At 61.5% G+C, this 13,292-nt stretch carries 15 protein-coding genes; 14 read left to right on the top strand and 1 reads right to left on the bottom strand.

The genetic code is table 11. The annotated features are described in order from the left end of the window. Positions 1-92: 92 nt before the first annotated feature. From PspCFBP13528_RS12470 to PspCFBP13528_RS12400, 13 genes are all read left to right on the top strand, one after another. On the top strand, positions 93-398 hold the full coding sequence (locus tag PspCFBP13528_RS12470; protein ID WP_065884552.1) for an STAS domain-containing protein: 306 nt from the start codon (positions 93-95) through the stop codon (positions 396-398). Beyond that, a complete protein-coding gene (locus tag PspCFBP13528_RS12465; RefSeq protein WP_065949675.1) occupies positions 395-2,113 on the top strand; it encodes a fused response regulator/phosphatase in 1,719 nt (572 codons plus the stop codon). Before PspCFBP13528_RS12470 ends, PspCFBP13528_RS12465 begins: the two co-directional genes overlap by 4 nt. 30 nt (positions 2,114-2,143) lie before the next feature. Further along, positions 2,144-2,488: an Hpt domain-containing protein gene (locus tag PspCFBP13528_RS12460; protein WP_065949674.1), complete on the top strand. Its 345-nt coding sequence runs from the start codon at positions 2,144-2,146 to the stop codon at positions 2,486-2,488. Between the two features lie 83 nt (positions 2,489-2,571). Further along, a complete protein-coding gene (locus tag PspCFBP13528_RS12455; RefSeq protein ID WP_137200326.1) occupies positions 2,572-3,855 on the top strand; it encodes a flagellar hook-length control protein FliK in 1,284 nt (427 codons plus the stop codon). A gap of 211 nt (positions 3,856-4,066) precedes the next feature. Continuing rightward, positions 4,067-4,567 carry a flagellar basal body-associated protein FliL gene (fliL, locus tag PspCFBP13528_RS12450; protein WP_137200325.1) on the top strand — a complete coding sequence of 167 codons (501 nt, stop codon included), beginning with the start codon at positions 4,067-4,069 and terminating at the stop codon, positions 4,565-4,567. 9 nt (positions 4,568-4,576) lie between these two features. Then, positions 4,577-5,545 carry a flagellar motor switch protein FliM gene (gene fliM / locus PspCFBP13528_RS12445; protein WP_010166091.1) on the top strand — a complete coding sequence of 323 codons (969 nt, stop codon included), beginning with the start codon at positions 4,577-4,579 and terminating at the stop codon, positions 5,543-5,545. A 34-nt stretch (positions 5,546-5,579) separates the two neighbouring features. Then, positions 5,580-6,047, top strand: a complete 468-nt coding sequence (fliN, locus tag PspCFBP13528_RS12440; protein ID WP_065949671.1) for a flagellar motor switch protein FliN — start codon at positions 5,580-5,582, stop codon at positions 6,045-6,047. Position 6,048: 1 nt separating this feature from the next. Beyond that, the gene (fliO, locus tag PspCFBP13528_RS12435; protein ID WP_065949670.1) at positions 6,049-6,483 is read left to right on the top strand and encodes a flagellar biosynthetic protein FliO; all 435 of its coding nucleotides are present in this window, start codon (positions 6,049-6,051) and stop codon (positions 6,481-6,483) included. After that, positions 6,483-7,226 (top strand): flagellar type III secretion system pore protein FliP, encoded by a 744-nt coding sequence (gene fliP / locus PspCFBP13528_RS12430; RefSeq protein ID WP_032895954.1) that lies wholly within the window; start codon positions 6,483-6,485, stop codon positions 7,224-7,226. The genes fliO and fliP overlap by 1 nt, the downstream gene beginning before the upstream one ends. A gap of 4 nt (positions 7,227-7,230) precedes the next feature. Then, complete coding sequence (gene fliQ / locus PspCFBP13528_RS12425) at positions 7,231-7,500, top strand: flagellar biosynthesis protein FliQ (protein WP_057721355.1); 270 nt, start codon at positions 7,231-7,233, stop codon at positions 7,498-7,500. Positions 7,501-7,504: 4 nt separating this feature from the next. Continuing rightward, positions 7,505-8,290 (top strand): flagellar biosynthetic protein FliR, encoded by a 786-nt coding sequence (gene fliR, locus PspCFBP13528_RS12420; RefSeq protein WP_065949669.1) that lies wholly within the window; start codon positions 7,505-7,507, stop codon positions 8,288-8,290. 3 nt (positions 8,291-8,293) lie between these two features. Further along, entirely contained in the window at positions 8,294-9,430 is a 1,137-nt protein-coding gene (flhB, locus tag PspCFBP13528_RS12415; RefSeq protein WP_065949668.1) for a flagellar biosynthesis protein FlhB, read from the top strand. A gap of 535 nt (positions 9,431-9,965) precedes the next feature. Continuing rightward, a complete protein-coding gene (locus PspCFBP13528_RS12400) occupies positions 9,966-10,187 on the top strand; it encodes a hypothetical protein (RefSeq protein WP_241669087.1) in 222 nt (73 codons plus the stop codon). Positions 10,188-10,329: 142 nt separating this feature from the next. On the opposite strand, the gene PspCFBP13528_RS12395 is transcribed toward PspCFBP13528_RS12400, so the two are convergent. Further along, positions 10,330-10,584, bottom strand: coding sequence for a DUF6124 family protein (locus PspCFBP13528_RS12395; RefSeq protein ID WP_137200323.1), 255 nt, complete (start codon positions 10,582-10,584; stop codon positions 10,330-10,332). 584 nt (positions 10,585-11,168) lie between these two features. Here PspCFBP13528_RS12395 and flhA point away from each other — a divergent pair. Next, a complete protein-coding gene (gene flhA / locus PspCFBP13528_RS12385; RefSeq protein ID WP_101218506.1) occupies positions 11,169-13,283 on the top strand; it encodes a flagellar biosynthesis protein FlhA in 2,115 nt (704 codons plus the stop codon). The last annotated feature ends 9 nt before the right edge of the window (positions 13,284-13,292 follow it).

Below are 13,292 nucleotides of genomic sequence, written 5' to 3'. Positions count from 1 at the left end.
AAGCCCCCTCCCACATTTGATTTGCTGTGTTGCTCAGATCGGGTTCGCCTGCTACACCTTGTTGCACAGACCCATGACAAGGAAGCAGTCACATGTCAATCGAGTCAGAAGTATCCCTGGACGGGAAGAAGTTGACGATCGCAATCAAGGGCCGGTTCGATTTCGGCAGCCACCAGGCATTTCGCGATGCCTACGAGCGTTACTACAAGGTGCCCGAGTTGTATGTGGTCGATCTTAAAGAAACCACCTACATGGACAGCTCGGCCCTGGGCATGCTCCTGCTGCTCAGGGACCATGCCGGTGGCGATGAGTCTCAAGTGCACGTCAGCAACAGCAGCCACGATGTGCGCAAAATCCTCGCCATTTCCAATTTCGACAAGCTGTTCGATATATCGTGAGAGTCCTGGCCCCCTTATCCGAGCCGCTGACCATCCTGATTGCCGAAGACAGTGCCGCCGACTTGCTGTTGTTGTCGACCATCGTGCGGCGTCAGGGCCACCATGTGCTCACCGCGACCAATGGCGAGCAAGCCGTTGAAGTGTTTGCACGCGAGCGCCCGCAGCTGGTGCTGATGGACGCGATCATGCCGGTGATGGATGGTTTTCTCGCCGCGCGCTGGATCAAGCAATTGGCGGGCGAGCAGTTGGTCCCCATCATCTTCCTGACCTCGCTGCGCGAAAGCGCTGCGCTGGCCGAGTGCCTTGACGCCGGCGGCGACGATTTCCTGCCCAAGCCCTATAACCAGTTGATTCTGGCCGCCAAGATCAATGCCATGGACCGCCTGCGGCGGTTACAAGCCACGGTGCTGCAGCAGCGTGACCAGATCGCCCGGCACAACGACTACTTGCTACATGAGCAGCGCGCCGCCAAGGCCGTGTTCGACAAGGTCGCGCATTCGGGGTGCATCAACGCGGCGCCGAATATCCGCTACCTGCAATCGCCCTATGCACTGTTCAATGGCGACCTGTTGCTGGCGGCCTATACGCCGTCCGGCGACATGCACGTGCTGCTTGGCGATTTCACCGGCCACGGCCTGCCGGCGGCCATCGGTGCCATGCCCCTGGCCGAAGTGTTCTACGGCATGACCGCCAAGGGCTATGGGCTGACGCAAACCCTGCGCGAGATGAACGCCAAGCTCAAGCGCATCCTGCCGGTGGACATGTTCTGCTGCGCCACACTGTTGTGCCTGAGCACCGAGCGGCGCGTGGTGGAGGTGTGGAACGGCGGCATGCCCGAAGGCTATGTGCATGAGGTCGCCACCGGCAAGCGCACGGCGTTGATGTCGCGGCATCTGCCGTTGGGCGTGCTGCCGGCCCAGGCATTCGATGACAGCACCGAAGTCTGGCCCATGGCTCTGGGCGATCGGGTGTTCCTGCTCTCCGATGGGGTGCTGGACACTGCCGACGCCAATGACCAGTTGTTCGGCGCCGAGCGTTTGCAGCAGGTGTTTGCCGCCAACCGCGAGCCCGACCGCTTGTTCGAGGATATCGAGCAGGCGCTGGCGGCCTTTCGCGGTGAGGCACGGGACGACGTCAGCATGGTTGAAATCACTTTGCTGCCCGGCCAACCGGTCCGTGTGGCCGAGCCGATGTATTCCGACAGTGGCCAGTCGTGCCCGCTGAATTGGTCGGTGAGTTTCGAATTTCGCGCGCAGACCCTCAGGCGCTACAACCCATTGCCGTATCTGCTGCAATTGCTGCTGGAGGTCCACGGCCTGCGTGAGCAGAGCGGCGCGCTCTACACGGTGATGGCCGAGTTGTATGCCAATGCCCTCGAACATGGCGTACTGGGGCTGGATTCACAGCTCAAGCGCGATGCCGATGGGTTTGCGCAGTACTACCGCCTGCGCAATGAGCGGCTGGCGCACTTGAACAGCGGCCATATCCGGGTGCATGTGCAGGTGTCCCCGACTGCGCAGGGCGGCAAAATGACGCTACGTGTCGAGGACAGCGGACCTGGCTTCGATGTTGACGAGGTGCTGGCGCGGCCGCAGGATGCTGACCGTCTGTCCGGCCGCGGCTTGAACCTGGTGCGTCAACTGAGCGGCGACGTACGCTGGTCCGATGGCGGGCGCTGCGTCTGCGTGGAGTTTTGCTGGAAGGCTCTGGCATAATCCGTCAATTCTTGATCAAGGAGCGAGCAAGTGGTCGATATACATCTGGACCCGGACGTGTTGTCGGGTTTGAAGGAGGTGATGGAGGGCGAATACCCGAAATTGCTGGATACCTTCCTTCATGATTCTCAGGAGCGTGTCACCGCGTTGCGCAAGGCGCGTGACGATGCCAAGGCGCTGGGGCACATAGCGCATAGCTTCAAGGGCAGCAGTGGCAACCTGGGCGCGGTGCGGTTGGCGCAGTTGTGCCAGCGATTGGAGGCTGAGTCCGCTGAGCCCGCATCGGATCTCGGTGCGTTGGTTGATCAGATTGACCGTGAGTTCGCGTTGGTCAAGCCGATGTACGAATCGGAGCGCCAGCGTTTCACTTTATAAGTCGTCGCTGCCAACCTGGCCCGACTCTTGCTCTATCTCCCGATACTGCATCCCCGACCCCCATGCAGTGGAGACCTTTAACTATGCCAGTCGCCCCCAATTCGCTCCTTCAGGCTGCCCCCGCGGCCAAGCCTCAAGCGCCTGTCGCCACCCTTGCGGTGGCGGCTGCGGACCCACGGGACAAGGGCCCTGGCTTCGCTCAAGTGTTCGCCAACCAGGGCGCCAAACCGACGCTGAAAACCGACAGCGCCCCGGGCAAATCGTCGCCGGCAACAGCCGACAACCCGTCTGCCGCCAGTACGCCTGCGGTTGCCGATAGCGGCAATTCCTTGCCTGCCAAGCCGTCCGATACCGACAAAGCGGCCGAGGACACACCCGCCGATCCGTCCCTGGCGCAACAGCCCGCGTCCGATACACCGGTGGATCCGGCCTTGATCGCCACGGTCACACCCGTCGCCGTCCCGCTGCCAACCCCGGCCTCTGCGGTGGCTGTGGAGGATGACACGCCCCAACCGGTGGCGGCCGCCGTCACCGTGATCGATGAGGCCAGCCAGCCGGCCTTCGACCCCGAAGCCGACCCCCTGGACGCCATGCCTGCCGTGCGCCTGGCGATGGAGCAGGGCGGTCATGTGTCGGCCGGCAGCCAGGCGCCGCAGAAAGCGGCGCCTGGCACGGCCTTGGATCAGCCGACCGCCGCGCAGAATTTTGCGGCGGGCCTGGCCACGATGGTCGATCAACAAGCCACCAAGGACAGCACCGACACCGGCGGCGAGAAAGCCTTTGGCGCGCTGATCGATGACGGCCTCAAGGACCTCAAGGATGCCGGCAGCGACACCCGCGTGGATGACTTCGCCAACCGCCTGGCCGCGCTGACCCAGGCCGCCACGCCAAAAACCGCCAATGCCTTGCCGCCAGTGGTCAACGCCCCGCTGGCCATGCACCAGAGCGGCTGGACCGAAGAAGTGGTCAACCGCGTGATGTACCTCTCCAGCGCCAGCCTCAAGTCGGCCGAAATCCAATTGCAGCCGGCCGAACTGGGCCGCCTGGATATCAAGGTCAACATGACGCCCGACCAGCAGGCCCAAGTCAGTTTCATGAGCGGCCATGCCGTGGTGCGTGAAGCGCTGGAAAGCCAGTCCGGCCGCTTGCGCGAGATGTTCGCCCAGCAGGGCATGGGGCAGGTGGATGTAAATGTGTCCGACCAGTCCCGGGGGCAGGAGCAGCAGCAACAGCAGAGCCAGGCGCGGGGTGTGGGCGCCAGCGTCGGACGCGGTGGCGACAGCGCCGGCCAAGTGGATGTGGCTGAGGCTGTGGCGCCGGTGACTCAGACCGTGATCGGCTCCAGCGCCGTCGACTACTACGCCTGACCTGAATCAGATAGAGATCCAAAATGTGGGAGGGGCTTGCCCCCGATTGCGCCGTATCAGCGACAGATTTGTTGACTGACACACTGCTGTCGGGGGCAAGCCTCCTCCCACATTGGTTTGTGTTGCTGGCTTTCTCAGACAACTCTGGCATAACACTTGCTCTTGCCTATCCGTAGATCTATGAATCCCCGAATAGTGACGGATTATTGGCATGGCGAAGAGCGACGACGCAGCAACTCCCCCCGCAGGCAAAGGCAAGCTCAAGCTGATCCTGCTGATTGTGCTGGGCCTGCTCCTGGCCATTGGCGCCTCGATTGGCGGCACGTGGTACATCATGCACAGCAACGCAAGCAAACCGGCTCCCGCCGCCGAAACCGCCACTAACGTCAAGCAACCGGCAATCTTCGAACCGATGCTGCCGGCCTTTGTCGCCAACTACAACCAGAACGGTCGCCAACGCTACTTGCAGGTGAGCATCACCTTGCTGGCGCGCAACCAGGCGGACCTGGACGCGCTCAAAGTGCACATGCCGGTGATCCGCAACAACCTGGTGATGCTGTTCTCGGGTCAGAGCTTCGACAGCCTGGCCACGCCGGTGGGCCAGGAGATGCTGCGCCAGAAGGTCACTGCCAGCGTGCAGGAAGTGGCCCAGAAAGAGCTCGGCAAAGTCGTAGTCGAGCAGGCGCTCTTCACTAACTTCGTATTGCAGTAGGATCACGACATGGCCGTGCAAGACCTGCTGTCCCAGGATGAAATCGACGCGCTGTTGCATGGCGTGGACGATGGTCTGGTACAGACCGAAATGGCTGCCGAGCCCGGCAGTGTCAAAAGTTATGACCTGACCAGCCAGGATCGCATCGTCCGTGGACGCATGCCGACCCTGGAAATGATCAACGAACGTTTCGCCCGCTACACCCGCATCAGCATGTTCAACATGCTGCGCCGCTCCGCGGACGTGGCGGTGGGCGGCGTGCAGGTGATGAAGTTCGGTGAATACGTCCACTCGCTGTACGTGCCCACCAGCCTCAACCTGGTCAAGATCAAGCCGTTGCGCGGCACCGCGCTGTTCATCCTTGACGCCAAGCTGGTGTTCAAACTGGTGGACAACTTCTTCGGCGGCGACGGCCGTCACGCCAAGATCGAAGGCCGTGAATTCACCCCCACCGAGCTGCGCGTGGTGCGCATGGTGCTGGAGCAGGCCTTCATCGACTTGAAGGAGGCCTGGCAGGCGATCATGGAAGTCAATTTCGAGTACATCAACTCGGAAGTGAACCCGGCCATGGCCAACATCGTCGGGCCGAGCGAAGCCATTGTGGTGTCCACGTTCCACATCGAACTCGATGGCGGCGGCGGCGACCTGCACGTGACCATGCCGTACTCGATGATCGAGCCGGTGCGCGAAATGCTCGACGCCGGTTTCCAGTCGGATCTCGACGACCAGGACGAACGCTGGGTCAAGGCCCTGCGCGAAGACCTGCTGGACGTCGACGTGCCCCTGAGCGCCACCGTGGCCCGTCGCCAGCTGCGCCTGCGCGACATTCTGCACATGCAGCCGGGGGACGTGATCCCCGTCGAATTGCCGGAAGAACTGATCATGCGCGCCAACGGCGTGCCGTCGTTCAAGGTCAAGCTCGGCTCTCACAAAGGCAACCTGGCGTTGCAAGTGATCGAACCGATCAACCGCCGCTGATCAACATTCATTTTTGCTACGCCGAGGACATGTAATGGCTACCGAACACGAAAACACTTCCGCCGAAGACCAGGCCCTGGCTGACGAGTGGGCTGCGGCCCTGGAAGAAACCGGCGATGTCGGCCAGGACGACATCGACGCGCTGCTGGCCGCCGACGCCGCGTCTGCACCGGCCGGCAAGCGCCTGGCGATGGAAGAATTCGGCAGCGTGCCGAAAAACAACGAGCCGGTGAGCCTCGACGGCCCCAACCTGGATGTGATCCTGGACATTCCGGTGTCGATTTCCATGGAAGTGGGCAGCACCGAAATCAATATCCGCAACCTGCTGCAGCTCAACCAGGGCTCGGTGATCGAGCTGGACCGCCTGGCCGGCGAGCCGTTGGACGTGCTGGTCAACGGCACGCTGATCGCCCATGGCGAAGTGGTGGTGGTCAACGAAAAGTTCGGCATCCGCCTGACCGACGTGATCAGCCCGAGCGAACGCATCAAGAAGTTGCGCTGAAATGAAGTACTCGATGGCGGGACTGTGGCTGGCGCTGCCATTGAGCGCGCTGGCGGCCGAGCCGGTCGCGCAAGCGGCGGCGGCACCGGCGGTCGGCAGCGTCGGCGGGCAGTTGACGCAGTTGCTGCTCGGCCTGTTGCTGGTGATCGGCTTGATCTTCGTGCTGGCCTGGCTGATGCGCCGCGTGCAGCGCATCGGCCCGGGCAATGCCCAGGTGATCGAGCTGGTTGGCTCGCGCGCCCTCGGCCCGCGGGACCGGCTGGTGCTGGTGCAGGTGGGCGAGGAGCAGATCCTGCTCGGCATCACCCCTGGCCGCATCACCCCGTTGCACGTACTCAAGACCCCGGTGGACGCGGCCAGCACCGAGACCGCCACGCCAGAATTCGCCCAGCGCCTGATGGAATTGCTGGGCAAGGATCAGAAGGATAAGAAGTAATGCGCGTGTTCCTGACGCTCATGCTGTTGCTGGCCGCGCCGATGGCACTGGGCGCCGACCCGTTGTCGATCCCGGCGATTACCCTGGGCACCAATGCGGCCGGCGCGCAGGAATACTCGGTCAGCCTGCAGATCCTGCTGATCATGACCGCGCTGAGTTTTATCCCGGCGTTCGTCATGCTGATGACCAGCTTTACGCGGATCATCATCGTGTTCTCGATCCTGCGCCAGGCCCTGGGCCTGCAGCAGACGCCGTCGAACCAGATCCTCACCGGCATGGCGCTGTTTTTGACGCTGTTCATCATGGCGCCGGTATTTGACAAGGTGAACCAGCAAGCCCTGCAGCCTTACCTTGCGGAAAAGCTCACGGCCCAGGACGCGATCGACAAGGCCCAGGGCCCGATCAAGGACTTCATGCTGTCGCAGACCCGCTCCAGCGACCTTGAGTTGTTCATGCGCCTGTCCAAGCGTACCGACATTGCCACCCCGGACCAGGCGCCGCTGACGATTCTGGTGCCGGCCTTCGTTACCTCGGAATTGAAGACCGCGTTCCAGATCGGCTTTATGATCTTCATCCCGTTCCTGATCATCGACCTGGTGGTGGCGAGCGTGCTGATGGCAATGGGTATGATGATGCTGTCGCCACTGATCATCTCGCTGCCGTTCAAGATCATGCTGTTTGTGCTGGTCGACGGCTGGGCGCTGATTATCGGCACCCTGGCCGGCAGTTTCGGGGGGGTATAGGGCTATGACCCCTGAAGTTGCCGTCGACCTGTTCCGTGAAGCGCTGTGGCTGACCACGCTGATGGTCGCCGTGCTGGTGGTGCCGAGCCTGCTGGTCGGCCTGCTGGTGGCGATGTTCCAGGCCGCCACCCAGATCAACGAACAGACCCTGAGCTTCCTGCCACGCCTGCTGGTGATGCTGATCACCCTGATCGTCGCCGGCCCGTGGCTGGTGCAAACCTTCATGGAATACATCCTGCAGCTGTACGGCAGTATTCCGCAGTTGATCGGCTGAGCCGATGCAGTCCTTGTTGGCCTTGACCGACACCCAGATCAGTACCTGGGTGGCCTCGTTCATCCTGCCGCTGTTTCGCGTCACGGCCATGTTGATGGCCATGCCGGTGTTCGGCACCACCCTCGTACCACGGCGTGTGCGCCTGTATTTCGCGGTGGCCATTACGGTAGTGATCGTGCCTGGCCTGCCGCCGATGCCGCCGGTCAGCGCGCTCGACCTCAGTGCGCTGCTGCTGATTGCCGAACAGGTCCTGATCGGCGCCATGCTGGGCTTTTCCCTGAGCCTGTTCTTCCAGGCGTTTGTGGTGGCCGGGCAAATCATCTCGATCCAGATGGGCATGGGCTTCGCGTCCATGGTCGACCCCACCAACGGCGTGTCGGCGGCGGTGATCGGGCAATTTTTGACCATGTTGGTAACCTTGCTGTTCCTGGCCATGAACGGCCATCTGGTGGCGTTCGAGGTGCTGACCGAAAGCTTTACCACTTTGCCAGTGGGCTCGGGGCTGGTGGTCAACCATTTCTGGGAGTTGGTGGGGCGCCTCGGCTGGGTGCTGGGCGCGTCCTTGCTGCTGGTGCTGCCGGCGATCACCGCGCTGCTGGTGGTCAACATCGCGTTTGGCGTGATGACCCGCGCGGCGCCGCAGCTGAACATTTTCTCGATTGGCTTCCCCTTGACCCTGGTGATGGGCATGGGGATTTTCTGGATCGGCCTGGCTGACATTCTCAATCAGTATCAACCGCTGGCGACCGAAGCCCTGCAGTTCTTACGTGACCTGGCACGGGCGCGCTGAGCCATGGCCGAGAGCGAGAGTGGTCAGGACAAGACAGAAGACCCCACGGAGAAACGTAAAAAGGACTCCAGGGAAAAGGGCGAGATCGCGCGCTCCAAAGAGCTCAATACCGTTGCGACCATGATGGCCGGCGCCGGTGCCTTGCTGATCTACGGCGGTGGCTTGGCGCTGGACTTGCTGGAGCTGATGAAGCACAACTTCAGTCTGCCCCGGGAGGTGTTGCTCAACCCCGATTCCATGGGCCAGTACCTGCTGCATTCAGGCAAGATCGCGCTGCTGGCGGTGCAGCCGATTCTCATCACCTTGCTGCTGGCCGCGTTGATCGGCCCGGTCGCCCTCGGCGGCTGGCTGTTCGCCGCCGGCAGCATGGCGCCCAAGTTCAGCCGTATGAACCCGGGCGCCGGGCTCAAACGCATGTTTTCCACCAAGGCCCTGGTGGAGCTGCTCAAGGCCCTGGCCAAATTCATCCTGATCCTGTTCGTGGCGTTGGCGGTGTTGTCGTCCGACATCGACGACCTGCTGCGCATCGCCCATGAGCCGCTGGAGTCGGCGATCATTCACAGCCTGCAAGTGGTGGGGTGGAGCGCGTTGTGGATGTCCGCCGGGTTGATCATCATCGCGGCAGTGGACGCGCCGATCCAGTTGTGGGAAAGCCACAAGAAACTGCTGATGACCAAGCAGGAAGTGCGCGACGAACACAAGGACCAGGAAGGGCGTCCGGAGGTCAAGCAACGCATCCGCCAATTGCAGCGGGAAATGTCCCAGCGCAAGATGATGGCCTCGGTGCCCGACGCCGACGTGATCATCACCAACCCGACCCACTATGCCGTGGCTCTCAAGTACGACCCGGAGAAGGGCGGCGCGCCGATGCTGCTGGCCAAGGGCAGCGACTTTACTGCGTTGAAGATCCGTGAGATCGCCGTGGCCAACGACATTCTGCTGCTGGAATCCCCGGCGCTGGCACGCTCGATCTTCTACTCCACGGATCTTGACCAGGAAATCCCCGCCGGGTTGTACCTGGCGGTGGCGCAGGTGCTGGCCTACGTCTACCAGATCCGCCAATACCGGGCGGGCAAGGGCAAGCGGCCTGATCCGCTCAAGGACCTGCCGATTCCGCCAGACCTGCGCCGCGATTCCTGAACGCTGCTGCTCACTGTAGGAGCGAGCTTGCTCGCGAAAAACTCACGGTCGCCGCGTTCATCCTGACGCCCCGCGTTATCGTTACCCACCTTCGCGAGCCAGCTCGCTCCTACAGGAGGGTGCCCATTACCTGTCAACTTTGACAGTAGCCATTACGCCGCCTTCACTGTTTGATACAGCGATGAGCCACGCAGCCATGCGCGGCTCGGGAGGCGATGATGAGCAGGGGCACGGTCAGGTGGTGCGATGCGGTCAAGGGCATTGGCTTCAAGGCTCTGGATCGCGATGGCAATGAGGTTGGCGTTCAGTCGACAAGCGTTAAGAACGCTGACGTCCCCCAAGCCCCTCCCAAGCTGCGAAAACCCCACACGCGAAAAAAAGCACCGGATGCATGATTCGCCAGCTCTAGCACCTAACGGCGACCCCCGTCTACCTGTCAACTTTGACAGTAGCCACAGGGCGCTTCCCGTTGTTTATTACATACCTGGCACTTCGCGCATGTAGTAAACCAGATGCAGGGAGAGCGGTATTGAAGGTGGCGACGGGTACTGTCAAATCCTATGAGTTGACCCGCGGCGAGTGGTTGATTGCGTTGGACGACGGGGAAGAAAACATCTTCATCGATTGGAGCGATTGGCATTGGACTGCACTGTCGATTGGTGAGCAGATAACGTTTCAGATGATCCATAAACCCAACGGCGTCTATGCACTCCCCATCAGTGCGAGTAATGACACCGAGGCGGGACCCGATGGGTAAAGGAGAGCGGCAATGGCAACGGGCACGGTGAGGTCCGCAGGCTGAGAATGTGCGTACGGTTGACTCAACCGAATAGCCGTTTATTTCAAGGCAGAACACAGCTCAAATGTAGGAGGGGGCTTGCTCCCACAGTTGGACCGCGTTATGCGCTGCTTGCGGTATCCGTCATTCCGGTGTCGGCGTGCACACGATCAGCCAGTAATTGCGCCAGTTCGATCAACTGTGCAACGCCAAGCAGTTCTTCTCGTTTCGAGCCTTCCAGGTCAAAGGCCAGGTCGCAGCTCAGCGCATTGGCCGAGGCGAGGGTTTCGCTGAGGTTAACCAGCAGGTCTTCGCTGCTGATGCCGGCGGCGATGGTAAACAGCCGGATGGGGGGATTTGGGGCGGGTTTGATCACTGTGAATATCCTCGGTAAAGGTGGAGCTGCCACTGATCGCCGCGATGCGATGGAGGGTGGCAGCTGTGCGCAGGTTCGCGGACCGGTTACCAAGGAACCCGGCATACCCGAAGGTATCCCGCGCACAGCCACCATAAGGGCCGCACAGTAAACGACAAAAAATCGCTGACTGAAAGCGGACAATGGTGCTTCTGCGCATTGGTAAACCGGGCCGCGACGCCCGTCCGCTGCGTTTGCAGCGGTGTACGGAGACTAGAGAGCGGGTTTCCCTAGGGGCAACCCCAAATCCTTGTCGGAAATTTCCTGGGCATTACCTGGCTGCACACAAAACCAAATGTGGGAGGGGGCTTGCCCCCGATTGCAGTGTGTCAGTCAACAAATCCATAGCTGATACCCCGCTATCGGGGGCAAGCCCCCTCCCACATTTGAATGGATTCAGGCCCGATGGCCTGGGGCGCTTGGCAGGTTGTCAGAGCCCGAAAGCAAAGTTGGAAGGCTTCTTGCAATACCGCCTTCAGGACGTCTCACAGCGTCAAAACTTTGCTTCAAGGACACGAGGAATACCGGTGGTAGATCGCTCTCAAATGCTCAGCACGGCCCGTGGCACCCTGACTGACCTGTCGCGGGGCAATCTGGGTGTGCCGTTGTTGTTGCTGGTGATGCTGGCAATGATGATGTTGCCGATGCCGCCGTTCCTGCTCGATGTGTTTTTCACCTTCAACATTGCTTTGTCGGTGGTGGTGCTGCTGGTCTGTGTGTACGCCCTGCGGCCACTGGATTTTGCGGTGTTCCCCACCATCCTGCTGGTGGCGACCCTGCTGCGCCTGGCGCTGAACGTGGCGTCCACCCGCGTGGTGATGCTCCATGGCCAGGACGGTCACGCCGCCGCCGGTAAGGTGATCCAGGCCTTCGGTGAGGTGGTGATCGGCGGTAACTACGTGGTCGGTATCGTGGTGTTCGCGATCCTGATGATTATCAACTTCGTGGTGGTGACCAAGGGTGCCGGGCGGATTTCCGAGGTGAGCGCGCGGTTTACCCTGGATGCGATGCCCGGCAAGCAGATGGCCATCGACGCCGACCTCAATGCCGGCCTGATTGACCAGAACCAGGCCAAGTCACGCCGGGCCGAAGTCGCCCAGGAGGCCGAGTTCTACGGTTCCATGGACGGCGCCAGCAAATTCGTGCGCGGTGATGCCATCGCCGGCCTGTTGATCCTGTTCATCAACCTGATCGGCGGCATGGCCGTGGGGATCTTCCAGCACGGCATGACGTTCGGCGACGCAGGCAAGGTGTACGCCTTGCTGACCATCGGTGACGGTTTAGTGGCGCAATTGCCATCACTGTTGTTATCTACAGCGGCAGCGATCATGGTGACCCGTGCTTCGGGCTCCGAAGACATGGGCAAGCAGATCAGCCGCCAGATGTTCGCATCCCCCAAGGCGTTGGCCGTGGCCGCCGGCATCATGGCCGTCATGGGCATCGTGCCGGGCATGCCTCACGTTTCGTTCCTGAGCATGGCGGCCATGGCCGGCGGCGCGGCCTATCTGTTCTGGAAAAAGCAGAATGCAGTCAAGGTCCAGGCCCAGCAGGAAATCGCACGCCAGCAGGAATTGCTGCCATCCCCGGCCCGCGCCCAGGAAACCAAGGAGTTGGGCTGGGACGACGTGACCCCGATCGACATGATCGGCCTGGAAGTGGGTTACCGCCTGATTCCGCTGGTGGACCGCAACCAGGGCGGCCAGTTGCTGGCGCGGATCAAGGGTGTGCGCAAGAAGTTGTCCCAGGACCTGGGCTTTCTGATGCCCACCGTGCATATCCGCGACAACCTCGACCTGGCCCCCAGCGCTTACCGCCTGACCTTGATGGGCGTGATCCTGGCCGAAGCCGAGATCTACCCGGACCGCGAACTCGCGATCAACCCGGGCCAGGTGTTCGGTACGCTCAACGGCATTACCGCCAAAGATCCGGCTTTCGGCCTGGAGGCGGTGTGGATCGAAGTCAGCCAGCGCAGCCAGGCGCAATCGCTGGGTTACACCGTGGTCGACGCCAGCACCGTGGTCGCCACTCACCTCAATCAGATTCTCTACAAGCACTCCCACGAGCTGATCGGCCACGAGGAAGTCCAGCAATTGATGGGTTTGCTGGCCAAGGCCTCGCCGAAACTGGCCGAAGAGCTGGTGCCGGGCGTGCTGTCGCTGTCGCAGTTGCTCAAGGTGCTGCAGGCCTTGCTCGCCGAACAAGTGCCGGTACGGGACATTCGCAGCATTGCCGAGGCCATCGCCAACAACGCCGCCAAGAGTCAAGATACTGCCGCGCTGGTGGCTGCGGTGCGCGTCGGTTTGTCCCGCGCAATCGTGCAAAGCATTGTAGGCGTTGAGTCTGAGCTGCCTGTTATCACCTTGGAGCCAAGGTTGGAACAGATATTGCTCAATAGTATTCAGAAGGCAGGGCAAGGCCAGGAAGAAGGTGTGTTGCTGGAGCCAAGCATGGCTGAAAAGCTGCAGCGTTCTTTGATCGAAGCCGCGCAGCGCCAGGAGATGCAGGGCCAGCCGGTGATTTTGCTGGTGGCCGGTCCGGTCCGCGCGATGTTGTCGCGCTTTGGACGCCTGGCAGTACCGAATTTGCACGTGTTGGCTTACCAGGAAATTCCTGACAATAAGCAAGTGACTATCGTCGCGACAGTAGGGCCCAACGGCTGAGGGTAGTGG

Origin of the sequence: Pseudomonas sp. CFBP13528, assembly GCF_005233615.1 — a bacterium.
Classification (GTDB): Bacteria; Pseudomonadota; Gammaproteobacteria; order Pseudomonadales; family Pseudomonadaceae; genus Aquipseudomonas; species Aquipseudomonas fluorescens_AM.
The sequence above is the reverse complement of the archived record's forward strand: the minus strand, read 5'-3'. Positions and strand labels throughout refer to the sequence as shown.

Bases quoted from the DNA above. Each gene is read 5' to 3' on its own strand.
- PspCFBP13528_RS12470 (WP_065884552.1), top strand. From the start codon at position 93: ATGTCAATCGAGTCAGAAGTATCCCTGGACGGGAAGAAGTTGACGATC.
- PspCFBP13528_RS12455 (WP_137200326.1), top strand. From the start codon at position 2,572: ATGCCAGTCGCCCCCAATTCGCTCCTTCAGGCTGCCCCCGCGGCCAAG.
- fliL (WP_137200325.1), top strand. From the start codon at position 4,067: ATGGCGAAGAGCGACGACGCAGCAACTCCCCCCGCAGGCAAAGGCAAG.
- fliM (WP_010166091.1), top strand. From the start codon at position 4,577: ATGGCCGTGCAAGACCTGCTGTCCCAGGATGAAATCGACGCGCTGTTG.
- fliN (WP_065949671.1), top strand. From the start codon at position 5,580: ATGGCTACCGAACACGAAAACACTTCCGCCGAAGACCAGGCCCTGGCT.
- fliO (WP_065949670.1), top strand. From the start codon at position 6,049: ATGAAGTACTCGATGGCGGGACTGTGGCTGGCGCTGCCATTGAGCGCG.
- fliP (WP_032895954.1), top strand. From the start codon at position 6,483: ATGCGCGTGTTCCTGACGCTCATGCTGTTGCTGGCCGCGCCGATGGCA.
- fliQ (WP_057721355.1), top strand. From the start codon at position 7,231: ATGACCCCTGAAGTTGCCGTCGACCTGTTCCGTGAAGCGCTGTGGCTG.
- fliR (WP_065949669.1), top strand. From the start codon at position 7,505: ATGCAGTCCTTGTTGGCCTTGACCGACACCCAGATCAGTACCTGGGTG.
- flhB (WP_065949668.1), top strand. From the start codon at position 8,294: ATGGCCGAGAGCGAGAGTGGTCAGGACAAGACAGAAGACCCCACGGAG.
- flhA (WP_101218506.1), top strand. From the start codon at position 11,169: ATGCTCAGCACGGCCCGTGGCACCCTGACTGACCTGTCGCGGGGCAAT.